At 68.6% G+C, this 24,222-nt stretch carries 20 protein-coding genes; 5 read left to right on the plus strand and 15 right to left on the minus strand.

The window, feature by feature from the left end:
- Positions 1 to 86 precede the first annotated feature (86 nt).
- The 3 genes from AB0E63_RS42665 to AB0E63_RS42675 are packed head-to-tail and all read right to left on the minus strand — an operon-like array spanning position 87 to position 1,942.
- The gene (locus AB0E63_RS42665) at positions 87 to 575 is read right to left on the minus strand and encodes a glutathione peroxidase (RefSeq protein WP_360379477.1); all 489 of its coding nucleotides are present in this window, start codon (positions 573 to 575) and stop codon (positions 87 to 89) included.
- The gene (locus AB0E63_RS42670) at positions 572 to 1,249 is read right to left on the minus strand and encodes a dienelactone hydrolase family protein (protein ID WP_360379480.1); all 678 of its coding nucleotides are present in this window, start codon (positions 1,247 to 1,249) and stop codon (positions 572 to 574) included. The genes AB0E63_RS42665 and AB0E63_RS42670 overlap by 4 nt, the downstream gene beginning before the upstream one ends.
- Positions 1,250 to 1,270: 21 nt before the next feature.
- The gene (locus tag AB0E63_RS42675; protein WP_360379482.1) at positions 1,271 to 1,942 is read right to left on the minus strand and encodes a hypothetical protein; all 672 of its coding nucleotides are present in this window, start codon (positions 1,940 to 1,942) and stop codon (positions 1,271 to 1,273) included.
- Between the two features lie 184 nt (positions 1,943 to 2,126).
- On the opposite strand from AB0E63_RS42675, the gene AB0E63_RS42680 reads away from it, so the two are divergent.
- Both AB0E63_RS42680 and AB0E63_RS42685 read left to right on the plus strand, forming a co-directional pair.
- Positions 2,127 to 3,329 (plus strand): acetyl-CoA C-acyltransferase, encoded by a 1,203-nt coding sequence (locus AB0E63_RS42680; RefSeq protein ID WP_360379484.1) that lies wholly within the window; start codon positions 2,127 to 2,129, stop codon positions 3,327 to 3,329.
- Complete coding sequence (locus AB0E63_RS42685; RefSeq protein ID WP_360379486.1) at positions 3,326 to 5,437, plus strand: 3-hydroxyacyl-CoA dehydrogenase NAD-binding domain-containing protein; 2,112 nt, start codon at positions 3,326 to 3,328, stop codon at positions 5,435 to 5,437. The genes AB0E63_RS42680 and AB0E63_RS42685 overlap by 4 nt, the downstream gene beginning before the upstream one ends.
- Before the next feature lie 154 nt (positions 5,438 to 5,591).
- On the opposite strand, the gene AB0E63_RS42690 is transcribed toward AB0E63_RS42685, so the two are convergent.
- From AB0E63_RS42690 to dxs, 5 genes are all read right to left on the minus strand, one after another.
- On the minus strand, positions 5,592 to 6,902 hold the full coding sequence (locus AB0E63_RS42690; protein WP_360379489.1) for a hypothetical protein: 1,311 nt from the start codon (positions 6,900 to 6,902) through the stop codon (positions 5,592 to 5,594).
- A 60-nt stretch (positions 6,903 to 6,962) separates the two neighbouring features.
- Positions 6,963 to 8,444, minus strand: coding sequence for an amino acid permease (locus AB0E63_RS42695; RefSeq protein WP_360379491.1), 1,482 nt, complete (start codon positions 8,442 to 8,444; stop codon positions 6,963 to 6,965).
- A gap of 69 nt (positions 8,445 to 8,513) precedes the next feature.
- Positions 8,514 to 9,800 (minus strand): hypothetical protein, encoded by a 1,287-nt coding sequence (locus AB0E63_RS42700; RefSeq protein ID WP_360379494.1) that lies wholly within the window; start codon positions 9,798 to 9,800, stop codon positions 8,514 to 8,516.
- 144 nt (positions 9,801 to 9,944) lie between these two features.
- Positions 9,945 to 11,291: a hypothetical protein gene (locus AB0E63_RS42705; protein ID WP_360379497.1), complete on the minus strand. Its 1,347-nt coding sequence runs from the start codon at positions 11,289 to 11,291 to the stop codon at positions 9,945 to 9,947.
- Positions 11,292 to 11,321: 30 nt separating this feature from the next.
- The gene (gene dxs, locus AB0E63_RS42710; RefSeq protein WP_360379499.1) at positions 11,322 to 13,208 is read right to left on the minus strand and encodes a 1-deoxy-D-xylulose-5-phosphate synthase; all 1,887 of its coding nucleotides are present in this window, start codon (positions 13,206 to 13,208) and stop codon (positions 11,322 to 11,324) included.
- Between the two features lie 147 nt (positions 13,209 to 13,355).
- On the opposite strand from dxs, the gene AB0E63_RS42715 reads away from it, so the two are divergent.
- Entirely contained in the window at positions 13,356 to 13,904 is a 549-nt protein-coding gene (locus AB0E63_RS42715) for a DUF402 domain-containing protein (protein WP_360379501.1), read from the plus strand.
- Here the strand turns inward: AB0E63_RS42715 and AB0E63_RS42720 are convergent.
- Together AB0E63_RS42720 and AB0E63_RS42725 are read right to left on the minus strand one after the other, a co-directional pair.
- On the minus strand, positions 13,901 to 14,791 hold the full coding sequence (locus tag AB0E63_RS42720; protein ID WP_360379503.1) for a hypothetical protein: 891 nt from the start codon (positions 14,789 to 14,791) through the stop codon (positions 13,901 to 13,903). The genes AB0E63_RS42715 and AB0E63_RS42720 overlap by 4 nt on opposite strands.
- Positions 14,784 to 15,851, minus strand: a complete 1,068-nt coding sequence (locus AB0E63_RS42725) for a hypothetical protein (protein WP_360379505.1) — start codon at positions 15,849 to 15,851, stop codon at positions 14,784 to 14,786. Before AB0E63_RS42725 ends, AB0E63_RS42720 begins: the two co-directional genes overlap by 8 nt.
- 26 nt (positions 15,852 to 15,877) lie before the next feature.
- On the opposite strand from AB0E63_RS42725, the gene AB0E63_RS42730 reads away from it, so the two are divergent.
- Positions 15,878 to 16,393, plus strand: coding sequence for a toll/interleukin-1 receptor domain-containing protein (locus AB0E63_RS42730; RefSeq protein ID WP_360379507.1), 516 nt, complete (start codon positions 15,878 to 15,880; stop codon positions 16,391 to 16,393).
- Positions 16,394 to 16,440: 47 nt separating this feature from the next.
- Here the strand turns inward: AB0E63_RS42730 and AB0E63_RS42735 are convergent, their stop codons facing one another.
- The 3 genes from AB0E63_RS42735 to AB0E63_RS42745 form a co-directional block, all read right to left on the minus strand.
- Complete coding sequence (locus AB0E63_RS42735) at positions 16,441 to 16,569, minus strand: hypothetical protein (protein WP_360379510.1); 129 nt, start codon at positions 16,567 to 16,569, stop codon at positions 16,441 to 16,443.
- 19 nt (positions 16,570 to 16,588) lie between these two features.
- On the minus strand, positions 16,589 to 18,109 hold the full coding sequence (locus tag AB0E63_RS42740) for a hypothetical protein (protein WP_360379513.1): 1,521 nt from the start codon (positions 18,107 to 18,109) through the stop codon (positions 16,589 to 16,591).
- Positions 18,110 to 18,212: 103 nt separating this feature from the next.
- Complete coding sequence (locus tag AB0E63_RS42745) at positions 18,213 to 18,797, minus strand: VWA domain-containing protein (protein WP_360379515.1); 585 nt, start codon at positions 18,795 to 18,797, stop codon at positions 18,213 to 18,215.
- A gap of 174 nt (positions 18,798 to 18,971) precedes the next feature.
- Between AB0E63_RS42745 and AB0E63_RS42750 the strand changes: the two genes are divergently transcribed.
- Complete coding sequence (locus tag AB0E63_RS42750; protein WP_360379518.1) at positions 18,972 to 21,953, plus strand: tetratricopeptide repeat protein; 2,982 nt, start codon at positions 18,972 to 18,974, stop codon at positions 21,951 to 21,953.
- Here the strand turns inward: AB0E63_RS42750 and AB0E63_RS42755 are convergent.
- Together AB0E63_RS42755 and AB0E63_RS42760 are read right to left on the minus strand one after the other, a co-directional pair.
- Complete coding sequence (locus AB0E63_RS42755) at positions 21,931 to 23,193, minus strand: helix-turn-helix transcriptional regulator (RefSeq protein ID WP_360379521.1); 1,263 nt, start codon at positions 23,191 to 23,193, stop codon at positions 21,931 to 21,933. The two genes, AB0E63_RS42750 and AB0E63_RS42755, sit on opposite strands and share 23 nt — an antisense overlap.
- Before the next feature lie 435 nt (positions 23,194 to 23,628).
- Entirely contained in the window at positions 23,629 to 24,204 is a 576-nt protein-coding gene (locus tag AB0E63_RS42760) for an NUDIX hydrolase (RefSeq protein ID WP_360379524.1), read from the minus strand.
- Positions 24,205 to 24,222 lie beyond the last annotated feature (18 nt).

Genomic DNA, 24,222 nt, shown 5'->3' on the forward strand with positions numbered 1-24,222 from the left:
TTTCGAAAGTGTTGTTGCAATAGAATCCGGTTGAATGAAATCGCCCACCGCGGAGCCGCGGTGGGCGATCTGACGAGCAGGCGGAACTAGGCCGGGAGCTGGGCTTCGATCGCGGTGACGATCTCGTCGGACTGCGGCTCGGTGCGCGGGCGGAAGCGGGCCGCGACCGTACCTTCGGGGCTGATCAGGAACTTCTCGAAGTTCCACTGGATGTCACCGGCCTCGCCGGCGGCGTCCGGCGTCGCGGTCAGCTCGGCGTACAGCGGGTGCCGGCCGTCGCCGTTCACCTCGAGCTTGTCCAGCATCGGGAAGGTCACGCCGTACGTCGTGGAGCAGAAGGTCTCGATCTCCTCCGCCGTCCCCGGCTCCTGGCCGCCGAACTGGTTGCACGGGGCACCGAGCACGGTGAAGCCGCGGGACGCGTACGTCTCCTGGAGCTTCTCCAGGCCCTCGTACTGCGGGGTCAGGCCACACTTCGACGCGACGTTGACGACGAGGACGGCCTTGCCCTTGTAGTCACCGAGGGAGGTCGGTGCACCGGAGAGGGTCGTCAGCGGGATGTCGTACAGGCTCATGCTGTTCCTTGGGAGGTTGGGAGGTTGCGGGCGAGGAAGTCGACGGTACGGCGCCACGCGAGCTCGGAGGCGTCCGCGTGGTGGAAGGCAGGCAAGGGGTTGTCGAACGCGTGACCGGCGCCGGGGTACCGGTGGATCTCGGCCTCGCCCAGCGCCGGGACGACCGCGTCCACCTCGAGATAGGTGTCCGCGTCGCCGAAGTGATGCAGGCTTCGCGCATCCACCTTCGGCGCGAGCTCCAGGAGCCGCGGCAGCGCGGAGCCGTAGTAGCTCACCAGGACGTCCGGCGACGAGGCCGCGGCGACGTTGAAGCCGAGGCCACCACCGAAGCAGAAGCCGACCACGCCAGTGGCGCGGTCGCGACCGCGCAAGTACTCCAGCGCGGCGACCGCGTCCGAAACGGCCAGGTCCCAGTCGAGCCGCTGCACGATGCCCATGGCGCGCTGCAGCAACTCAGGGTCCGACTCGTCGAGCGCGGTGTCGTCCAGCCGCCAGTAGATCTCGGGCGCCACCACGTAGTACCCGAGCGCAGCAAGATCCGCCGCACGCTGCTTGATGTAGTCGGAGACCCCGAAGATCTCCTGAAGGAGCAGCACCCCCGGCGTGTCGCTGTCCATGGAGCCCCACTCGTGGACTGGCATCAACCCTGTACCGGTATCGATCTCCAACGTCACACGGTGAAGCCTACTTCTCGGCTAGCGAACTTCCACGCGGTCTTCCGTGATCGGCATCGGAGCAGGCGCGGGCTTGGGCACCCAGGCCTTGCATTCCGCGATCGCGGCGATGAGCAGGTTGTACAACCGGTCGTCCGGGTCCGGTACGCAGGCCTGAGAGATGCCTTCGACCGCGCACGACACGGCCCGGGGTGCGGTCCGGCGGGCGAAGTCCGGCGTGCCCCGGCGGGTCCGGGCGGTGAAGGACCGCGCCCACTTGGTCGCGGACGGGACCGACTCCAGCACCGCGAGCGAGTCCGGCTCGAGGTCGTCCAGCGGACGTCCGTCCAGGGCGGCCAGGTGCTTCTCCCCCACCAGCAACGCGACGGCCAGGATGTACTGGCGCTCCTGCGAGACCACCGGCAACGCGTGCTGGATGCAGCGCGCGGTCACCCGCGGCACGACGTGCGGATCGTCGGGCGTCAGGCCGATCACGGACGGGATCAGCGGCGCCAGCCGGGACCGGCCGGCGTCCGTCGTACAGTCGTTGACGTCCCGCGCCACGCCCGCGAGCAGCGGATGCGTGCAGGCAGGGTGGTCCGACCATGGCTCGCCCGCCAGATACGAGGCGAACTCCATGAAACAGGCGCCCTTACGCGGATTGCGGTGCTTCCCCCGGCTGAGGACGGGTACGGCGAGATCAAAGTTGTTCATAGAACGGCTCCCCATAGCTACCTGGCACCAGCATGCGCCGATTCGACGCCATTCGCCACGGGTTACGCCTGAGTGACCAGATGGCTGTGGTTTGTGAGCAGCCGCACAGCGTGGGGTGGTTGGGGAGTTCTGTTACCGGCGGGTAGCATCGGGGTAGCTTTCCCGACCCCAGAGGAGGGCCCTCGTGCCCCGTGAGATCCGCGATGTCGTGTTCGTCGACGGCGTTCGCACCCCGTTCGGCAAGGCCAAGGGCCAGTACGCCGAAACCCGCGCCGACGACCTCGTCATCAAGTGCATCCGGGAGCTGCTGCGGCGGAACCCGGAGCTCCCGCCGGAGCGGGTGGACGAGGTCGCGATCGCGGCCACCACCCAGATCGGCGACCAGGGCCTGACCATCGGCCGGACCGCGGCCCTGCTGGCCGGCCTGCCGAACACCACCCCCGGCTACGCCATCGACCGGATGTGCGCCGGCGCGATGACCGCCGTCACCACCACCGCCGCCGGGATCGCCTTCGGCGCGTACGACGTGGTCGTGGCCGGCGGCGTCGAGCACATGGGCCGCCACCCGATGGGCGAGGGCGTCGACCCGAATCCGCGGATCATCTCCGAGAAGCTGGTCGACACCTCCGCCCTGGTGATGGGGTCGACCGCGGAGAATCTGCACGACCGCTTCCCGACCATCACCAAGGAGCGCGCGGACGCGTTCGCCGTCGCGTCCCAGGAGCGGGCCGCCAAGGCCTATGCCAACGACCTGATCCAGCCCGACCTGGTCCCGATCGCGACCCGGTCGGCCGAGCAGGGCTGGGGCTACGCGTCCACTGACGAGCCGATGCGCCCGGGCACGACGGCCGAGGACCTCGCCAAGCTGAAGACGCCGTTCCGTCCGCACGGCCGCGTCACCGCGGGCAACTCCGCCGGCATCAACGACGGCGCCACCGCCTGCGTCCTCGCATCCACCGAGGCCGCCGCGGAGCTCGGGCTGACCCCGAAGATGAAGCTGGTCTCGTACGGCTTCGCCGGCGTCGAGCCCGAGGTGATGGGCGTCGGGCCGATCCCGGCGACCGAGAAGGCCCTCAAGCTCGCCGGGTTGACCATCGACGACATCCAGGCCTTCGAGGTGAACGAGGCCTTCGCTGTCCAGGCGATCGCGTTCCTGGAGCACTACGGCATCGCCGACGACGACCCGAGGGTCAACCCGTACGGCGGTGCGATCGCCTACGGCCACCCGCTGGCGTCGTCCGGCGTCCGGCTGATGAACCAGCTGGCCAAGCAGTTCGAGCAGCGCCCCGAGGTCCGCTACGGCCTCACCACCATGTGCGTCGGCCTCGGCATGGGTGGAACCGTCATCTGGGAGAACCCGAACTGGGAAGGGAACGCGGCCGCATGAGCCTGCAGGAACTGATTGATTCAGCTGTCGCGCTGTCGGACGACGAGGTCGTCACACTCGCGCACTCGCGGGATGTCGTGCTGCCGGGCAAGGCCGGCCTGATGGCGCTGATCACGCTCGACAACGGGCACGACCACACTAAGCCGAACACCTTCGGCCCGAAGGGTCTGGCCTCGCTCAACACCGCGATCGACGCCGCGTTGGCGCGCGACGAGATCGTCGCGATCGGTGTGACCGGCAAGCCGTTCATCCTGGCCGCGGGCGCCGACCTGACCGGCGTACCGAAGCTGGTCGACCGGGAGCAGGCGCTGAACCTGGGCCGGATCGGCCACGGGGTGCTGCGCAAGCTGGTCGACGGCGGCAAGCCGTCGTTCGCGTTCGTCAACGGAGTCGCGCTCGGCGGCGGCCTCGAGGTCGCGCTGCACGCGACCTACCGGACCATCTCGGTCGCGGCCGGCATGCTGTCGACGCCGGAGGTCTTCCTCGGCCTGATCCCGGGCTGGGGTGGCAACTTCCTGCTGCCGAACCTGATCGGCGCCGACAAGGCCGTCAAGGTCGTGGTCGAGAACGCCCTGAACCAGAACAGGATGCTGACCGGGCCGGAGGCGGTGCGGTTCGGCATCGGCGACGTACTGCTGGACTCGGCGGACTTCCTCGAGCAGTCGCTGGTCTGGGCGAGCAAGGTGCTGACCGGCGCGGTGGTCGTCGAGCGGGCGGAGATCGACCGCGGAGCCGCGTGGGACGCGGCTGTTGCCCGGGGCAAAGGTTTCGCCGACGTCAAGGTGAGCGGTGCGGCGCCGGCGCCGTACCGGGCGCTGGAGTTGATCGCAGCGGCCAAGGACAACGATCGCGACCGTGGGTTCGCGGCCGAGGACGAGGCGCTGGCCGACCTGATCATGAGCGAGGAGCTGCGCAGCGGCCTCTACGCGTTCGACCTGGTGAACAAGCGGGCCAAGCGCCCCGCCGGTGCGCCGGACAAGTCGCTCGCCCGCCCGGTCACCAAGGTCGGCGTCGTCGGCGCCGGTCTGATGGCGGGCCAGCTGGCGCTGCTGTTCGTACGGCGCCTCGAGGTCCCCATCGTACTCACGGACCTCGACCAGGAGCGCGTGGACCGTGGGGTCGGGTATGTGCACGGTGAGATCGACAAGCTGCTCGGCAAGGGCCGGATCCGGCCGGACAAGGCGAACCAGCTGAAGGCGCTCGTCTCCGGCTCGGTGGACCGGGCCGTGTTCGCGGACGCCGACTTCGTGATCGAGGCCGTGTTCGAGGAACTGCAGCTGAAGAAGACGATCTTCGCGGACCTGGAGAAGATCGTCCGGCCGGACGCGATCCTGGCCACGAACACCTCGTCCCTGTCGGTCACCGACATGGCCGCGGACCTGGAGCACCCCGAGCGGGTGGTCGGGTTCCACTTCTTCAACCCGGTCGCGGTGCTGCCGCTGCTCGAGATCATCCGGGCCGGCCAGACCGACGACGCGTCGCTGGCGACCGCGTTCGCGGTCGGCAAGACGCTGAAGAAGTCGTGCGTCCTGGTGAAGGACGCGCCGGCGTTCGTGGTGAACCGGCTGCTGACCCGGTTCCTGGGTGAGGTCAGCGCGGCGGTGGACGAAGGCACGCCGATTCCGGCGGCGGACAAGGCGTTGTCGGCGCTGGGGCTGCCGATGCCGCCGTTCGTGCTGCTGCAGCTGGTCGGTCTGCCGGTCGCGCTGCACGTGGCCGAGACGATGAACCGGGCGTACCCGGACCGCTTCACGGTCTCGGAGAACCTCGCCAAGGTCGTTGCCGCCGGCAAGAGCTCGTTCTACCTGTGGCCGGAGGGCAAGCCGGTCGTCGATCCTGAGGTCGAGGCCCTGGTGACGGTCGGCGACAAGCCGTCCACCCCCGACGAACTGCGCGACCGGGTCCTCACCGCACTGGCCGAAGAAATCAAGATCATGCTCGACGAGGGCGTGGTCGCCGAGGCCGCAGACATCGACCTCTGCCTCCTCCTCGGCGCCGGCTGGCCCTTCCACCTAGGCGGCATCACCCCCTACCTGGACCGCACCGGCATCGCCGAAAAGGTCAACGGAGCTCGCTTCCTGCCGAAGGGCGTCGCCAGCCTGGCCTGACAGACCGCTGGGGGTCGGTGCGGAGCCGGAAGCCCGCTCCGGCCCCCAGCACCGCCCGGTCCCCGGCACGCCAGCCCAGCACACGCCAGCCCAGCCCGGTCCCGACTTTGTGTCCCATCCCCGCCCCCGAGCGAAGCGAGGGGGCGGGTGCTTTTCAGCCTTTGAATTTCTTGACGGCGGCGACCAGCTGGGCCGGCGTCTTCCCCGTGTGTTTCTTGACGATCGCCTCGTACGCCGCCTGAGTCGTGCTGTGCTGCGCCAGGTCGGTGTAGAGCGATGCCACACCCTTCTCCCCCAGCTTCGACTCCAGGTACGCCGTGATCCACCAGCTCTGCCCGTACGAGCGATCCCCGTCGGCGTCGAACTCCGCGGGACCGGGCAGCACCTTCATCCCCGGCAGATACTTGGTGCGCACCGTCTTGCGGTACGGGTCGACGGTCCAGTGCGGATCATCCTCGATCGACGCACAGCGCACATACTCCGCGAGCCCCTCGACCAGCCAGATCGGGGTGTTGTGACCGATCGGCACGGTCGCGACGTGCGTCATCTCGTGCACCAGCAGATCCTCGTCGAGCCGCTTGCGGACCGCCGGGTTCACCACGATCCGGCTGCTCACCGGCGTCGTCGTCTTCGGCCCGATCGGCTCGCCGTCGTACAGGGTGACCGCCTTGGCCGCGATGGTCCAGCCGGAGCCCGAGCCGGACGTCCACAGCAGCGACATCACCCGCGGTTCGGCCATCGCGACCACCATCACCGCGCCGTTCCACGGTCGCGGCCAGTGCCGCCGGACCGCGTCGACCGCCCCCTGCGACACCTTCGCGACCTTCTGGCCGAGCGCGAGCTCGCGCTTGTCGACCACGACGACGACCTTGCCGCGCCGGACCACCGCGACCTCCTGGTAGTCCCACGGCTGCCGGTGCCCGTCGTCGCTCAGCTCACCGTCGATCGCGCTGTCCTCGACCAGGATCCAGGCCCCCGAGCGCCGTACGAACGTGTACCCGAGGTCGGTCTGCACCGGCTTCGCGTCCAGGCCGGCCAGCTGGTACCGCATCATCACCCGGGTCGTGAACGCAGCCGCGCCGTACTTCGTGGTCAGCTCCGGCGACTCGCGCTCCTCCGCGGCGAAGTACGTCAGCTGGGTGAACCCGAACTTCCGCAGGTTCGTGAACAACAGCTTCTGCCGCGCCACCAGCCGCGGCTGCTTCGGATCGACCGCGGCGAGGAAACCGCCCTGGCTACCCTTCAGCACCGCTCTCGCCCGAGCCGCCAGGACGACGTCGACCTCGTCCTTGCGGACCTTCTTCTGCGCATCCGTGAGGCGGCCGGGCGTCGCGGTGGCCTCGACCGCGGCCGCGGCATTGCTGCCGGGCGACGCGCCCTGCTGATCGCGGACGACGATGACACCCGCGGTCGCGGCGAGCGCCAGAGCGGCACAGCCCGCGAGCAAGCGTCTCGGGTGCTTCATCGATATCCCCCTCGGACGGTCGGCTGATCCTACCGTCCGCCGACCATCCGAGCGGGCAGGTCAGGCCTTGGTGACCTCGCCGGTGCGTTCCTCGATGCCCACCCGGCTCTTGCGGTAGCCGTAGAGGGCGTAGACGAGGAAGCCGAGCACCATCCAGATGGCGAACCGCAGCCAGGTCTCCAGTGACAGGTTCAGCATCAGGTAGAGGCAGATGAGCGCGGCCAGGATCGGGATCACCGGGTTGCCCGGCACCCGGAACGAACGCTCGATGTCCGGCCGGCTCTTGCGCAGCAGCGGTACGGCGATCGAGACCAGGGTGAACGCGGCCAGGGTGCCGATGTTCACCATCTCCTCGAGCTTCCCGATCGGGGTGAGACCGGCCACGATCGCGACGATGATGCCGATCGCGATGGTCAGGCGGTACGGCGTACCCCACTTCGGGTGGGTCTTGCCCAGCTGACGCGGCATCAGGTGGTCGCGGCTCATCGCGAACACCACGCGGGCGGCGCCGATCATCAGGGTCAGCACCACCGTGGTCAGACCGGCCACGGCACCCGCGGAGATGAGTGTCGCGAAGCCGCCGCGCCCGACCGAGCGGAACGCCTCGGCCAGCGCCGCCTCACCGTTGATGTCGGTGTACTTCACCATGCCGGTGATCACGATGCAGACCAGTACGTAGAGCACGGTGCAGATCGCCAGCGAGCCGATGATGCCGCGCGGCAGGTCGCGCTGCGGGTTCTTCGCCTCTTCGGCGGTGGTCGCGACGACGTCGAACCCGATGAACGCGAAGAACACCAGCGACGCGCCCGACACCAGGCCCATCACGCCGAACGTCGACGGAGTGAACCCGAACAGCGCCTGGAACAGCGGGGTGGTGATGGTGACGTCGCCGTTCGGGGCCGGCACGCTCGGCGGGATGAACGGCGAGAGGTTCGAGCCCTTGATGTAGAACAGGCCGGCGATGATCACGAACAGGACCACGAAGAGCTTGATCGCGACCAGCACCAGGTTGACCCGCAGCGACTCCTTGATCCCGATCGTCGCGAGGGTCGCCAGCGCCGCGACCAGCAGCATCGCGAGCACGTTCACGTTGCTGTCCGGCCCGATCGATTCCGGCCAGCCCAAACCGATCTCATCGAGGAACAGAGCGGCGTACGTCGACCAGCCCTGGGCGACGACGCTTGCCCCGAGCATCAACTCGAGCAGCAGGTCCCAGCCGATGATCCAGGCGAAGATCTCACCGAGAGAGAAGTACGAGAACGTGTACGCCGACCCCGACACCGGGACCGTGGACGAGAACTCGGCGTAGCACAGTGCGGCGAGCGCACAGCAGACCGCGGCCAGCACGAACGAGAGCGCGATCCCCGGCCCGGCGTACGCCTTGGCCGCGCGGCCGGTCAGCGTGAAGATGCCGGCGCCGATGATGACACCGATGCCGAAGACGGTCAGATCGACCGCGGTGAGGCGTTTCTTGAGCTGGTACTCCGGTTCGTCGGTGTCCGCGATCGACTGCTCGATCGTCTTCTTCCGCACAAGACTCATTTGCGCCTCCTCGAATGGACGGAACCCATTCGAGACTGCCTTTCTGACCGCGCGAGGTCAAACCGCCACTCAGCGTTGCGGCTGGTAGGTCTGCAGTGAGGTCCACAACGTCGCCTCGGTGAGGCCGCTGCGGCTGAGCAGGATGCGATCCCGGGAGGCCTGGTCGGTGCCGTGCATCGCCATGTCCTCGTACAGGTCCTCGACATGGTCGAGCCCGAGTCGCTGCACCAGGTAGCGCACGGCCAGCCAGCTGACGCCGTACACGTCTGTGGAGTTCTGGTAGAAGCCCGCGTCGTCGGGCAGCGAGCTCATGGCCGGCAGCGCCTCGTCGATGACGTCCTGCTCCCACTTGCCGACCTCACCCGGTCCGCTGATCGCCTCGATCCCCCGCCAGGACACGTACTCGGCCGCGCCCTCGGCCAGCCACAGTGGTTCGTAACCGCCGAGGTCGGCGGTGGCCACGTGGGTGGTCTCGTGCGACAGCAGGATCTCGTCGACCCGGTCACGCTCGTTCGGGTTGATCACGATGTAGGCGCCGGCGACCGTGCCGTCGGCGGTGTCCTGACCGGGCAGCGAGGAGAACGTCGAGCCCGCACTCGCGGCCGACTCGATGTCTTCGTCGGCGAACCGGGCGTCGCGGACGTTGGTCTCGTCGAGCGCGATCACGAAGACCGAGCCACGCCACTTCCGCGGCCAGTACGCCGACACCTCGGCCAGTCCCTCGGACGCCTCCGTTACGATCGCCCGGCCGCGCTTGGTGTCGCCCTTCTCCACCACGACCAGCACCCGCGGCCCGCGGAGCACCTCGATCCGGCCCAGGTCCCAGGCCTCCTGGTGCGCACCCGGGCCGAGGTCGTTGTCCAGATCGTCGTCGTCGGTGAGCACCCACCGGCCGGCCTGGCTGACGAACGTGTACCCGAGCTCGGTCGTCACCGGCGTGATGTCGACCTTCGGGATCTGGTAGCGCATCAGCACCCGGACCAGGTACGTCGTCCGGCCGTGCGCCTGCAGCACCGCGGGATTGAACCGCTCCTCGGCCTGACTGTAGCCGAGCTCGGTGAAGCCGATCTCGACCAGGTTCGCGAACAGCACCTTCTGCGCGGCCACCAGCTTCTTGTTGGCCGGATCGATGTCGGCCAGGAACAGCGGCTCGTTCCCGGTCTGCACGGCCTGCGCACGACGCAGCAGGATGGTGTCGATCGCGACCCGCAGGGCAGCGACCGCGGCGGCGGTCTTCGACGGCTTGGTGCTCTGGCTCCCCCCTGGCGTCTGGGGCGCCACGGACCTGGCCCGGGCGTCCTCGTGCCGCTCTCCAACGGTGTAGACCACGCCACCGCACACCAGTGCCACCGCCACCAGCAATCCCAGCCAGCGGCGGGGACCAGGCGGAACCTGAGCGCCCGGCGGTCCGGCGCTAGGGGTGGTCGCACTCACTTCGGGTCGTTCCCCTCCGAGTACCCGTCAGTCACGGCCCGGCTACCCTACTCGACCCGGGCCGTTCTAGGCCGCCGCGGCGGCTTTCAGGGCTTGGAACAATCCTGCCTCGGTCAGGCCGACGTGTTCGAGCATGATTCGGTCTCGATCGGCCTGCGTCTTGCCGAGCGCTGCCAGCTCCTGGTAGAGCGTGCCGACCTCGGTCCCGCCGTACCGGCCGAAGAGGTAGTCGACGGCCAGCCAGGACAGCGGATACGAGCTGTCGGACTGCTGGAAGAAGACCGCGTCGACGGGCAGGCTCTTGGCCTTCGCCAGGTACTTCGTCCGGACGTCCCGCTTGTACTTGTCGAGCGCCAGCGGCTCCGCACCGTCCATCGGCAGGAACTCGACGTACGTCGCCGCGCCCTCGACCAGCCAGCGCGGGGCGTACGGCCCGTACGGCGCGGTCGCGACATGGGTGAACTCGTGCGCCAGCGTCCGCGCGTCGACCTTGCCCCGGTTGCGCGGGTTGATGACGACGTACGAGTCGGCGCGCTCCCCCTCGCCGGTGACCTCGCCCGGCAGCGTCCGGTAGACCCAGGTCGCCATCGCCAGCGCGTCCTCGGCATTCTTCGGCTGCGTGTAGTCGGCACCGCGGACGATCTTGTCGTCGAGCGCGATCACCATGCCGGAGCCGTTCCAGCCGCCCGGCCAACTCTTGCTGACCGCCTTGACCGCGCTGCTCGCCATCCCGACCAGCTTGGTCGCGAGCTGCACCTGACCCTTCTCGACGACCACGAGAACCCGCGGCGCGCGCTTCACCAGCACGTCGCCGGTGTCCCACGCCTCCTGGTGCGAGCCGCGCGGCAGCCGCTTGTCCAGGTCGGTGTCGGATACCAGCATCCATTCGCCGATCGGCCGTTCGGTGAACGTGTAGCCGAGCATCGCGCGGACCGGGACCATGTCGATCCCCTTGATCTGGTACGTCATCGCGATCGCGATCAGGTAGGTCGACGGGCCGTACTTCTTGGTGATGGCGTCGTCGTACTGCTGGGCCAGCTGCTGGTAGGCGAGCCGGGCGAAGCCGAACTGGCGGAGGTTCGTGAAGAGCGTCCGCTGCCGGGCCATCAGGCTCTTGTTGCCCGGGTCGACGTCGGCCAGGAAGTCCTTCTCGTTGTCGGTGAGGACAGCCTGGGCGCGCTTCTTCAGCACCTTGTCCACGGCCGCGGCCCGGGCGGCCAGGTCGATATCCGGCGTGGTGACCACGGCGGCACCCGAACCGTCCGCCCGATCGCTGGAGTTGTGCAGGGCAAGACCGCCGGCGACAGCGACCGCCACGAGAACCAGCGACAGCAGGACCGGCCAGACCCGCGTCCGGCGGCGGGCGGCATGCCGGCTCCGCGGCGGTCCGGTGTGCCGCCCTGCCTCAGTCACGGTCCCGCTCCGGCTCGGGCCTGGTCCGGCTCAGGCGCTGCCCGGTCGGCCGCCGGCCGGCTCGTTGAGGGCGTCGCCGTGGTGCTTGGCGATGAGTTCGGTGATGTCGCGGGCGAGCTCCTGCCCGGTCAGCCCGATCTCCTGCAGTACTGCGGGACGCTTGGCGTGCTGGAGGAACTCTTGCGGGATCCCGAAGTCGCGGACCGGCGTCGCCACCTTCGCGTCACGCAGCGCCTGGGCGATCATCGACCCGCAACCACCGGCGCGGCCGTTGTCCTCGATCGTGACCACCAGGTTGACGTTCGCGGCCAGCTCGACCAGCGCCGGATCGACGGGCTTGACCCACCGCGGGTCCACCACGGTCACGCCGAAGCCCTGTGCCTCCAGCCGATGCGCGACATCCATCGCGGTCGCGGTCATCGCCCCGATGCCGACCAGCAACACGTCGCTGCCGGACTTCTTGAGTACGTCGACGCCGCCGACCTGGTCGATCGCGTCGATGTCGGCGTACACCTCACCCTTGGCGTAGCGCAGGACGGTAGGCGCGTCGTTCACGTCGACGGCTTCGTTGAGGAGCTCCTCGAGCCGCTTGCCGTCCCGGGGCGCCGCAAGGCGGAGGCCGGGCACGACCTGCAGGATCGACATGTCCCACATGCCGTTGTGGGACGGGCCGTCATCACCAGTGACACCCGCCCGGTCCAGCATGAAGGTGACGCCGCAGTTGTGCAGCGCGACATCCATGAGGACCTGGTCGAAGGCCCGATTCAGGAACGTCGCGTAGAGACCGACGACCGGGTGCAGACCGCCCATCGCCAGCCCGGCCGCGCTCGTCACCGCGTGCTGCTCGGCGATGCCGACATCGAAGATCCGGTCCGGGAACTCCTCGGCGAACGGCGCCAGGCCGGTCGGGTGCAGCATCGCCGCCGTCACCGCAACCACGTCCGGGCGGCGGTGACCGATCCGCACGATCTCGTCGCTGAACACGTCGGTCCAGCCCCTGGGCTTGTTGGCCGGGCGGATCTGGTGGAAGTTGTCCTCCTCGTCCTGCTCGGCGGCGGCGTACCCGAAGCCCTTCTGGGTCACCGCGTGCACGATCACCGGGCCGCCGAAGGCCTTCGCGCTGCGCAGCGCGTCCTCCATCGCCTCACGGTCGTGACCCGCGACGGGGCCGACGTACTTGAGGCCGAGGTCCTCGAACATGCCCTGCGGGGCGAGCATGTCCTTCAGGCCCTTCTTCACCCCGTGCAGCACCTCATACATCGGTGCGCCGACGTACGGCGTACGCCCGAGGTTCTTCTTGATCAGGTCGAGGATCTTCTCGTACCGCGGGTTGGTGCGCAGGCTCGTCAGGTGCGTGGCCAGGCCGCCGACGGTGTCGCTGTAGGAGCGGCCGTTGTCGTTGACGATGATGACCAGCTTGAGGTCCTTGGCGGCGGCGATGTTGTTCAGCGCCTCCCAGGCCATGCCACCGGTCAGGCCACCGTCGCCGATCAGCGCGACCACGTGCCGGTCCTCGCCGCGGAGCTTGTAGGCCTTGGCCAGGCCGTCGGCGTACGACAGGGCGGTCGAGGCGTGGCTGTTCTCGACGATGTCGTGCTCGGACTCGGCCTGGTTCGGGTAGCCCGACAGGCCGCCTTGCTGACGCAGCGTGTCGAACTCCGAGACCCGGCCGGTGACCAGCTTGTGCACGTACGCCTGGTGCCCGACGTCGTAGATCAGCCGGTCGCGTGGAGAGTCGAACACGCGGTGCATGGCCAGGGTGATCTCGACCATGCCGAGGTTCGGCCCCAGGTGGCCACCGGTCCGAGACACCGTCTCGACCAGCACATCGCGGATCTCCGCCGCGAGATCAGTGAGCTGCTGACCGGTCAGCGTCTTGAGGTCCGCCGGCCCTCCGACCGTCTCCAGCACACGCATCGAGCTCCTCCCGCAGGTCGTCCTCGAACACTTGAGTCTATTCACCCGGCGCCCGGTTTCCGAACTTGGCAACCACCACCGGAGCAATCTCACATTCCAGGACGTCGGCTCCGGCCGGTTGGTTCGGCTTTCACCTAGAGTGATCGCATGGAGCCAGACCGGGGAAGGTGGGGTGCGGAAGGTATCGGCATGGTGAAGACGCTGTTCTGCAAATACGACGGACAGCCACACCGCCTCGTGGAAGCCGTCCGGCTCGGTGAAGACGAGTACGGGATGTGGGTCGGCTCGGTCCCCGGCACCCGCGGCCAGCGCGCCGACGGCAGCTGGACCACCATCGACCACCACCGCGTCCGCCTCTTCCCGCACGGCCAGTGGTGGAGCGCCCTCTTCAACGACACCCCGCACCAGACCGCCATCTACTGCGACATCACCATGCCCGCCGAGTTCGGCGTCGACACCGTCACCACCGTCGACCTCGACCTCGACATCCGGTTGATGCGAGACGGCTCCGTCCACGTCATGGACGAAGACGAGTTCCACCAGCACCAGGTCAAGTACAACTACCCACCCCAGGTAGTAGCCACCGCCCAAGCCACCTGCGACTACCTAGCCACCCACATCACCACCACAGAACCCTTCACCACCGCCTACAAGCCCTACTTAGAGCTGATCCGCACCCTGCCTCCCACCGGCTAACCCGGGCCGCCGTCGCCCCCCGGGAATCCGGGTGGGAGCTGGTACGACTGCTCGTACTCAGTCGACCGGGTGTCGACCTGAAAGACGATCCGGCCCGTCACGCAGTACGAGAGGTCCGGGAACACCATCACGTAGCTCACCGCAGCCAGGTTGAGGAACCAGTGCGCGCGGCCGGGGACGATCAGATCGCAGAACCCACCGGGATCCGTGTCCGGCACCGGCAGCACCCCCGGTGTCAGCGGCAGGCTCGAGGAGACCGGAGTACCGAGGCGGAAGAGCAACCGATTGCGCCACGGCACTGTTCCGGTGTTGTGCAGCCGAGCGCTGAGCACGAACAGGTCACCATGATCGAGCTGAACCTGCAGGGTCGACGCGGCCGGATCGATCCGGACCTCATCGCCCACGACCGGCTCGAACGGCCCGATCGTCCGGCCGAGCTCCAAGCGGAGCCGCACCTGCTCCAGCTGCTCACGAGACCCGCCGTGACGATCGAGCAACTGCAGGTAGGAAACTGCCTTCGTTGCCGACGTCACCCGCTGCGCGAGCGCGAGTGGCGCGCTCCACCATCGATTCCCGGCCACCCGCGCGACGATTCTGCTCCATTGCCGCAGGCGCAGATCTGGGGTGCTCGGCGGCGGTGGGGCGATCAGTCCCTCGGCCGACCGCAGCGGCTCCACCTCGTCAGCTGACTTGCCCGCGGCCGCCAACGCGTCCGCGATCTCCTCCCACACCGCCAGCGGAACGTGGGCTCCCTCCTCGAGATCGCCGAGCCGGTGCCTGCTCAACCGGCCCGGAGCAAGGCCGTTCTTCGCCAGCAGGACGTGGAACGCCCGCACGGACAATTCGCCGCGAAGGCTCCGCAAGGCCTCCGCCCGCTGATCAGGCATGATCCGGCCACGGCTCGTACGGATCGGCGAGATCCGCGGGCGGGACGACGATCGTCACGAGCAGACCCACGAGCGTGGTCGGAAAGCAATAGGCGCCGTCCGGCAACGCCATCTTCAGGCACGCGCGGTAAGTGCCCGGCGTCATCGGTGATCGCAGTACCCACTCGACGGCGGCGCTGCCGCCGGGGTCGGTGTCGGGAAGCGGCACCAGCGGAGTGCTGCCGAGTCCGATCGAGGAGCTGCCGATCCGGTACAGCAGCCGGTCGCGCCACGGCACCTCTCCTAGGTTGTGCAGCACGAACCGGCTGGCGAACATGACGCCGGGCGCGGTGATCGACCCCTCGGGAAACCTCTCCTCGCCCTCACCCCGGGCGCCCGAGGCGTCAGAGGCCGACGGCGCCTCGGCCGAAGGGTGGGTCCGCTGCCGCTCCGCCAGCGCCGCGAGCTGCGCGGCTTGTGCCTGCAGCAGCGGGAGAAACTCGGCGTCCGGTTCGCCGAGGTCACGGATCAGGAACTGGTACTCGCCCCCCGCGGGAACGTGGGTCGGCAGGTCACGAACGCGGCGTGGCCGGTCGCGCAGCTGGTCGCCCTGCAGCGTCGTGCTCCAAGTGAACATGTCGGTCAGAAAGCCGTCGGCTCCGAACGCGACGTCGTACGCGCGGACCAGCCAGGCCGGCACCCGGCTCGCGTTCATCCGCTTTCTCGGCAGCAACTGGTCGACATCGACCCACTTCACCGAGGGTCGATGGTCGAAAGCGCTGTACTCGCCCCTTTCGATCCGCCGGACGATGGCCACGGTCAGCCGTTGTGGGCCGGCTGACAGCCGCCGCTTCGCGTCCGGCTCCGGAGCCTGCCGCACCTCGGCGTACAGCTCCTCGATCGTCTCGTTCAGGATCTCGACGGTCTCAGCCAAGTCGTATCCGGCGGCCTGCCGTAGCTGGCGCATACTCGCCGTCAGCTCCCGGTTCGCGAGGATGTGCACCGGAGCCGCTGCGCCCGGATGCCCCCGTCGCGGGCGGAGGCTCCGCAATGCCTCGCCGGTGGTCAAGTTCGCAAACACAAATCGTCCTGTCCCAAGGTTGGGGCATGGACGACACCAACCCTGCTTCGATCTTCATCAACTACCGCACCTCGGACGAACCGGTGGCCGCGGCCCTGCTGGACACAGCGCTCTCGTACCGCTTCGGTGCCGAGAACGTGTTCCTCGACTGCAGGTCCATGGCCGCCGGTACGCCGTTCGAGAAGGCGTTGCGCACCGCTGTACGACGGTGCGACGTCCTGCTCGTTGTCATCGGCAGAAACTGGCTGACCGCCACCGACCAGCACGGCCGGCGGCTGATCGACCAGCGCGGTGACTGGGTCCGGACCGAGATCGCCGAGGCCTACCGGGTCGGCGCGCACGTCGTCCCGGTGCTCGTCGGCGACGTGCCCGCCTTGGCGAAGGCCGCGTTGCCGCCGAGCATCCGCCAGTTGGCGAGCAACCAGTTCGTCCGGCTTCGTCCCCGCGACAGCCGGTCCGACCTGAACCAGCTCGTTGCCCAACTGCAGGGACTGCTGCCCCGGTTCGCCGACCCCTCCGACAGCGACCCGAGTGCAGCATGAGCCGGACGGACGGCGGGACCACGACGACACCGTCCCCGCCGTCACAGTCACCGCTTGCCGCGGTTGGCGCCGTCAATCGCGGCCTTCCCCAGCGCACGCGTCGTCTTGTCCGACGTCTCGCGCGGACGCTTCTCCAGCGGATCAGGCTTGCCCTTGATCTCTGGGTTCTTCTCCATCTCGATCACCCCCTTCCTGTCAGCTACTTCCCGGCCGGACCGTTGCTGCCGGGGGCGTTTCGTCCTGCTCCTCGCCGTCGTCCCCGGACCACCGAGCCCAGGCGAACACTGCGACGAGCAGAGCCGTTGAGGTGATGGTCACCGGGCCGACCGTGATCGGACCAGGCCCGAACAGTCCGGGCAGGCCGACGACCCAGCCGCCCAGGGTGAACATCACGATCAGCTGCGGCGCGGCGAGCAGGGCCGACCTCAGCCAGGAGTCCCGGCTTTCGCTGAACGGCAACCCGGACAGGGCCATCCACAGCAGCGTCAGGGCCACGAATCCCCCGGCCACCGCGATCGCCAGCGGGCCGAGGACGTCCAGCCCCTCGCCCCGCAGGTAGCGCAGGGCGTAATCCGAGCCGAAGACCACGCCAGCGGCGCCGGCGGCCACTGCCAGCGCGGGCAGCACAATCACCTGACTCGTCCGGCCGGCCACCGTCAGGCCCAAGACGACAGCTCTGCCGATCACTCCGAAGGTGCCGACAACGGCGGCCTTGAGACGGCGAACAGCGATCACCATTTGGCGATGCACCCAGTTGATCAGCCGCACCACGAAGACCTGCACGATGTGGGCCGCACGCAACAGTAGGTTCGCGATCCCCCTTACCATCGCGACAACGACGTACTTGGCCCGGGCCTCGAACTTGAGCAGAGCCTGTTCCCACGGGTTCCGCTTGGACCGGCGCGGAGCGGAGGTCTTCCAGTGGACCACCCACGGTGCCGGACGCGCCGACAAGGGCGCACGCACCTCGGTGTTCACCTTGGACTGACCTAGCACCGCCCCAGCGATCGCCGCGACCAGCATCGCGCCGACGACGCCGGTCACCATCGCGATCAGCAACCAGTGGCGGACCCACGACGGCACCGTGGTGAACCCGACCGACGGATGCGTCAACACCCATCCCATCGCCATCGCCGGTACGGTGGCGAACGCGCCTACGGTGATCGCCGCAGCACCGCCGTACGATCCCTGCGTGGCCCAGGCGAACGCGCCCGCATGAATGACCGCAAGGACGAGGACCAGGCCGGCCAGAACCGCGCGAAGGATCGACTCGACGCCAGGGCTCAGCAGCGGCAGCAAGGCAGCCACCAGGCACGCCAGCAGCCAAGCGCCGATAACAACCTTCACCGTCATCGGGAAGCGGTGCAGGGACCCGGCGCCGACCGCAATGCCGGCCACGACGAACAGCGCGAAGAGCGGGATCGAGGTTCCGATCCCGGCCGCGAGTAGGACGGCTCCACAGATCGCGAAGCGCAGCAGATTGAGGATGAATGTGCGCGTGCGCGGGCCGACGTTGATCCGGCTCCCAGGAATCACGCGCTCGTGCTTCGCGCAGTACAGATCGACTGGGCTTTCCTCGGGTTCCGTGCAGTCCCCGGCCCAGCAGCCCTGGCGGGGAACTGGTTGTTCGTCGCCGAGTTGGAGCAGCGGGCGTGCATATGGCTGGTCATCGCCGACGGGCTCGTCGCCGAGATGCGCCGTGAAACGGTGGCTCATCACCACACCTCCGGTAATGCGAGAGAAGCCGGACGGGATCCGGCTGACGCCAGCGTGGCGGGGACCGTTGGACCGAGGATGGATCAGAGCTGGAGGACGTCGCTCACACCCGGCGGACCAACAAGGAACAGCAGCTGGAACAGGTGAAACCGTCGAACACCGCGGCGGCGGGACCCGGTGGCACGGACGATGTCGCGATCCGCGCCAGTGTCACGGTGTCGGCGTCGCCGATCCCGGCCGTGAGCAGATGTGGGTGGGTCGGCCTGGCCGGGTCGATGAGCTCGGCGTGTGCCGCCGGCCACGTCGCCGGGTCGGTCGGCTGGCCGTCGGACACGAACAGCACGAGCGGCCGGCGGACGGCTGCCGAACAACTCAGCAAGCGATTGATGTCGGCCTCGACAGTGGCCAGCAGGAACCGGAAAGCCTTGCGAAAACTGGTGATCGACGTACTTCGTCGTGGCGCGGAAGGAAACTCGAAGGCGCCGAGCGGGCCCAGCGGAACGAGCACCTGAGCGGAATCGGAGAAGCCGATCAGTCCCAGCCGTACCCGGGCCGAGTCGTCGTCCATCGCGCCGCGCAGACCGTCGACGAAGGTGGCGATGACGCGCGCCACCGTGCTCGTATGACCGGCCATCGACAGCGATTCGTCACAGGCGACGTAGCAGGGCAGGACAGTCTCTGGTGCCATCGGATCTCCTCGTCCTAGCGGTCGTCCTGTACCGACCGTGCACCGCGGCGATGGATGCGGACTGGATTGGTAAGGGATTCGCCGAAACGTTGACCGCTCCACTACCGATAGGGCAGGCAAGGGGCGAACGGCCGGCGACATCGCGGCCGTGTCGAGGGGGAGTGTGGGGACGGGATGGAGTTTCGGCTGCTCGGGCCGTTCGAGGCCTGGCACAACGGGAAGAAGGTCGCACTCGGCGACCCCCAACAAAGGTTTGTTTTAGTCGTTCTGTTACTCCATGCGGGCCGACCCGTATCCAGGGACCGGTTGATCGACATCGTCTGGGGTGAGCAGCGCCAGCGACCGGCGACCAATCTGGTGGCCGGCTACATCAGCAAGATTCGCGGTATGTTGCGCGCCGGCACCGCCAGCATCGACAGCAGCCAGACCGGCTATGTCCTCGACCTGGGCTCCGACACGCTCGACACCGTCCGGTTCGCCGAGCTCAAGGACCGCGCCGCAACCGCACTGCGGTCCGGCGACCGGCCCAGGGCAGCCGACCTGCTGCACCAGGCAGTGGATTTGTGGCGCGGTGACTTCCTCGAAGATCTGGACATCGACCGGGTCGGAGGGCCGGACGTACTTCCGCCGGACGAGTCGCTGATCGACGCCGTCGGCGACCTCGCCGAACTGGAACTTGCCGAGGGCAACCATCGGTGGGTCCGCGACCAGATCCGGCCGCTGTTGCGCAAGCATCCGGCGCACACCCGTCTGACAGCACTGCTCATGCGAGCGCTGCTCGCCGAACACGACCGGATCGGCGCACTGAAGATCTACCACGATACCGTCGACGAGTTGAAGCAGTTCGGCATCGCAGCGCCGATCGAGCTCCGCCAACTGGTCCACCTGGCCCACTACCAGGACCGCAAGAACACGCTGCCCCGGCGGCCGGCTGCGTTCACCGACCGGGCCGAACCACTGCGCAGAATCGCCGAACTGGCCGGGCCCAGCGGCACCCGGCTGGTCTGGGTGAGCGGTCCGCCGGGCGTCGGGAAGACGACGTTCGCGGTAGAAGCAGCCAACCGGATGAACGAGTCGTTCCCCGATGGCCTGCTCTTCGTCCCGCTGAACGGCTTCACCCTGGACGTCGAGCCGGTCACGCCGGCCGACGCGCTCGCGGTCCTGCTGCGGGATCTCGGCGTACCGGACGAGCGCGTCCCGGAGGAGACCGCTGACCGGGCGGTGCTCTACCAGGAGCGGCTCGCCGGAAGCCGCACGCTCGTCGTTCTGGACAACGCGGCGTCGGACGATCAGGTGCGCGAGCTGCTGCCGGACGCTCCAGGGTGCTTCGCGATCGCGACGAGCCGCAGGGACAGCGACCTGATCGACGGCGGCGAGCAGATCCGGCTGTCGCCGTTCACCGCGCTCGACGGCGCCGAGCAGTTCCGTACGCTGGTCGACTCCCGCCGCATCGACGGCGCGGCGTCGGACATCGACCGGATCGTCACCGGGTGCGGTGGACTCCCCCTGCACATCCGGCTGGCGGCGGCGCAGTTCAGCCGGCATCAGACCTGGCCGATCGCCCACCTCGCCACGTTGCTGGAGGAACGGGTGCCCTGGCGCGCGGACGCGGACTCGGCCAACGTGTCCGCGATCCTCGTCTCCTACCGTCATCTCGACGACGACCAGCGCACGATGTTCCGGCTCTGCGGGATGGTCCCGGGCGCCGACCTGGACCTGCGCGCCGCGGCCGCCCTGGCAAACTGCACGCTGGCGCGTGCCCGGGTCCTGCTCGACGGCCTGCACGCGGTTGGAATGCTGGAGGAACAAGCCCCGGAGCGCTACTCCATGCTGGACCCGCTCAAGGAGTTCGCGCGCTCCGTGTCACCCGAACGCGACGAGTCCGGGGATCTCACCGAGGCAGCCGTCGACCGCCTCCTCGACTTCTTCCTCGTCACCACGCGCGCCGCGATCGCCACCGCGTTCCCGTTCGCCACCGACCAACTGCCTGTGGTGGCACGCTCCAGTGCGCTCGGTCGAACGTTCGCCGACCCACAGGCCGCACTCAGCTGGCTGGCTGTGGAGCGAGCCAACCTGGTGACGACCATCGGATACGCCGCCACTCACGACAGACCCGAGCACACGTGGCAACTCGCCGTACTGCTGTGGCGTTTCCTCTACACGACCGCCCGGCTTCGGGACTGGGTCGACACCCTCGCCATCGCACGGGATGTGACCGCCCGCGAGCCCGACTCACCGGGATTCGCCCAGGTCCTCCTGCGACTGTCCGCGGCGTACTGGCAGACCGGGAACCTGAACCAGGCCTTGGAGGTCGCCGCGCAGGCCTTGCCCAAATGGGTCGCGCTGGGCGACGTCCGCGGCGAGGCCGACACGCTGTGCGCCATCGCTGCGGTCAGCGCCGACCTCGGCGATCCGGACGAGGCGATCGCGCATCTCGACGCCGCGCTGGGCAAGTACGCGAGTATCGGGGACAAGCGCGGTCAGGCGAACGCGCTCAGCATGCTCGGCCACCAGAACCAGCAACAGGGCAGGTACGAACTGGCCGCGCAGCAGCAGGAGGCCGCTGCCGTTCTCCTGGAGACGATCGGAAACCGTCAGGGTCTGGCGCACACCTTGGACAATCTCGGTTCCGCGCAGCAGTACCTGGGCGACCTCGACGCTGCGCTGGACAATCATGAACGAGCCTATGCGCTGGCCGTCGAGATCGCTGATCACGCAGCCGCCGCGTACGCCCTCGACAACATCGGCAACGTCCGCCGACTGCAGGGGCAGCTCGAGGTGGCGCTGGACCTCCACGACCGGGCGCTGAAGATCGCGGAACCACTGGGTGACCCGAACCTGACAACCGTGGTGCTTGTGCACCATGCCGAGACCTGCCTGGCCCGACGCAATTTCGTCGCCGCATCGCAGTCCTGGCGAGCGGCTGAGGCGCTCGCCGGCGAGACCGGGGATGTCGGGAAGCTAGCGCTGGTTCAGCACGGACTGGCCCGGACGTTGCACGAGCAGGGCTGCCACGAGGAGGCGAAGCCCTGCTGGGACCGCGCCGAGGCCGGCTACGCCGAGGCCCGGATGCCGCAACTCGACGACGTGCGCCGGGAGCGGACGCAGCTCACCTGCGTATGCGGTGGTGGCGCTAGTCCCACGTCGGCGAGTTGAGGGCGTCCAACAGCAGCGGCTGGGTCCGGCGGACCGCGTCATGGGTCGGCCAGCGACTCAGGACCCGAACCAGGTACCGGAGATCGGCTCGGATCGTCGCCGAGTCCACCCGAACCGCGTCGTCGAGCGCCGCGCGGACGACGACGCAGGCTTGGTCCACCTCGCCTGCCTGTCCGTACGCCAAGGCCTGACGGACACCGAAACGAGCGCGGGCCCGCCGGGAGAAGGCCGGGATCGACACCAGATGCTGGTCGAGCACAGCCGCTGCCTGCTCCGGCCGGCCCAGGTCGAACAGTGACCAGCCGAGTGCGAGCCGGACCTCGTCGGAACCACCCGACGAGCCGAGGACCGGCTCGGACGACACCGGCTCGGCGGCCGCCCGCGCGAGCAGCTCGGCGGCGCGATCCAGGGCACGCAGGCACGCGTCGAGATCGCCCGCGAGCGCGTGGCCCTGGGCTTCACAACGCGCGGCGAGACCGAGCACCCGAGGTGCGGCAGCGGGATCGAGCTGAGCCCGGGCCGCCAGCTCGATCGTCGCGATCGCATCCTGCCGGTAGAGCGCCAGCTCCGCCTTCCGGACCAGGGCGTAACCGGCGATCTGCCGGTCGAGACTCTGCTCAGCCAGTCGGACGGCCTGTCCCGTCCACCAGGCGGCCGCCCGATCGTCGCCGGCCTCCTGACTCATCCACCCGGCATACTCCGCCATCCGCGAAGCCAGCCTCAGGATGGCCGAACGCCCGGGCTCCGTGGCAGCCAGGGAGAGGCTGCGAAGCGAGTGCAACTGAGCGATCACCGGTCCGAGGACGAGCGCGGGACTGACCGTCATACCAAGGACCCGGTACTGGTCGAAGGTCGCGTGCAGGGCAGTCAGCACCTGATCGTCGGCATCCTGCCCCGACCCCGCGACCACTGTGAAGGCGGCGAGATCTGCTGGGAGCCGGTCGCTCTGACCGAATCGCAGGCCGCCGGCCGGCGTCAGACCCAGCAGCCAGTTCTCTCCCTCCGCGACAACATCGTCGGCCGGGACCGCCGCACCCTCGACGATCTGCGCGGCGAGGATGCCCCCGGTGTTCAGCGCGGCGTCGCACAACTTCGCCAGCGCCGGCGTGGGCGGCTTGTGGTCGTTCTCGATCTTGCTCAGATAGCTCTTGTGGTAGTTGACCCGGCGCGCCAGTTCCCCCAGAGAGACGCCGGCGACGTCCCGGGCGGCACGCAGTCGCGCACCGAACGATTCCGCCACGGACACCTCCCCTGGGTGCGTCATGACTCGGTGATCGAGTAGACCACCGGCTCCGGGCGGATGGCAACCGGCGCGCACCCCAGCGGGTCCCGGCCGGCTTCACCGTTCCGGGACCCGCGGTTGTACAGCTGCGACGTTCAGCCGACCCAGCCGTGGCTGTCAGTCTGCGGCGGCGGAGGGGGCGGCGGCGGAGTCTGTCCCGTGCCGCCTCCGTCGGCGAGCGGTACCGGACTCCCCGTCGCCGCACCGATCCCGAGAATTACGGCCAGGACAACCGCCGCCAGCGTGCCGCGTACCATCGAGCGAATTCCGGTCATGACATTCCTCCAAGTATTCCAGGCGTTTCGCGAAATGGTTTTCGCGAATACTTGAAGTGTGTTCACCGGTACTGGCGCCGGACCAGCCGTTGACCGTTTCCCAGAAAGTGGGAAACGGTCAACCCGATAGGTCGAGAATCCCGCCGACCTTGGTCGCGAGGACGGCGAACGCGCTGCCGGCGTGGGGTATCTCGCCGTCGGCGACCATGGCGAGAACGCGGCCGAACGGGAGCCAGGTCAGCTCCAGATCGGCCTCACCCGGCTGCAGGTCGGGCGAGCCCTGGATCAGACCCGTGGCCAGGAAGGCATGCTCGCGATGGTTGGTGAAGGAATCGGCGCAGTTGATGATCCCCAGTCCCTGCAGGCGTTCAGCGGTGATGCCGGTCTCCTCCTGGAGTTCCCGGCGTGCAGCCGCCTCGGGCGTCGGATCCGCCGGCTCGATCCGCCCGGCCGGCAGCCGCCACTGCGTCTCCGCGTGCGGGTAGATCCACTGCCGGGTGATCGCGACGCGGCCGTCGTCGTCGACCGCGAGCACCGTGACCGACCCGGGGACGACGACATGGTCGTACCGGCCGCGTGACCCCTCGGGCAGCACCGTCTCGTCGCACCGGAGTTCGAGCCAGTGTGATTGATAAATGATTTTCGTGGAGAGTTTCACCCATTGCCCCGCGCCACCTTCCGCTGCTTTTGTCATGCGAACGAGTGAAACACG

It is taken from the genome of Kribbella sp. NPDC026596, assembly GCF_040638415.1.
Lineage (GTDB): Bacteria > Actinomycetota > Actinomycetes > Propionibacteriales > Kribbellaceae > Kribbella.

Coding starts and splice junctions, on each gene's coding strand:
- AB0E63_RS42685 (WP_360379486.1), top strand. CDS start 3,326: ATGAGCCTGCAGGAACTGATTGATTCAGCTGTCGCGCTGTCGGACGAC.
- AB0E63_RS42750 (WP_360379518.1), top strand. CDS start 18,972: ATGGAGTTTCGGCTGCTCGGGCCGTTCGAGGCCTGGCACAACGGGAAG.
- AB0E63_RS42720 (WP_360379503.1), bottom strand. CDS start 14,791: ATGCCTGATCAGCGGGCGGAGGCCTTGCGGAGCCTTCGCGGCGAATTG.
- dxs (WP_360379499.1), bottom strand. CDS start 13,208: ATGCGTGTGCTGGAGACGGTCGGAGGGCCGGCGGACCTCAAGACGCTG.
- AB0E63_RS42745 (WP_360379515.1), bottom strand. CDS start 18,797: ATGGCACCAGAGACTGTCCTGCCCTGCTACGTCGCCTGTGACGAATCG.
- AB0E63_RS42730 (WP_360379507.1), top strand. CDS start 15,878: ATGGACGACACCAACCCTGCTTCGATCTTCATCAACTACCGCACCTCG.
- AB0E63_RS42760 (WP_360379524.1), bottom strand. CDS start 24,204: ATGACAAAAGCAGCGGAAGGTGGCGCGGGGCAATGGGTGAAACTCTCC.
- AB0E63_RS42675 (WP_360379482.1), bottom strand. CDS start 1,942: ATGAACAACTTTGATCTCGCCGTACCCGTCCTCAGCCGGGGGAAGCAC.
- AB0E63_RS42735 (WP_360379510.1), bottom strand. CDS start 16,569: ATGGAGAAGAACCCAGAGATCAAGGGCAAGCCTGATCCGCTGGAGAAG.
- AB0E63_RS42690 (WP_360379489.1), bottom strand. CDS start 6,902: ATGAAGCACCCGAGACGCTTGCTCGCGGGCTGTGCCGCTCTGGCGCTC.
- AB0E63_RS42715 (WP_360379501.1), top strand. CDS start 13,356: ATGGAGCCAGACCGGGGAAGGTGGGGTGCGGAAGGTATCGGCATGGTG.
- AB0E63_RS42740 (WP_360379513.1), bottom strand. CDS start 18,109: ATGAGCCACCGTTTCACGGCGCATCTCGGCGACGAGCCCGTCGGCGAT.
- AB0E63_RS42695 (WP_360379491.1), bottom strand. CDS start 8,444: ATGAGTCTTGTGCGGAAGAAGACGATCGAGCAGTCGATCGCGGACACC.
- AB0E63_RS42665 (WP_360379477.1), bottom strand. CDS start 575: ATGAGCCTGTACGACATCCCGCTGACGACCCTCTCCGGTGCACCGACC.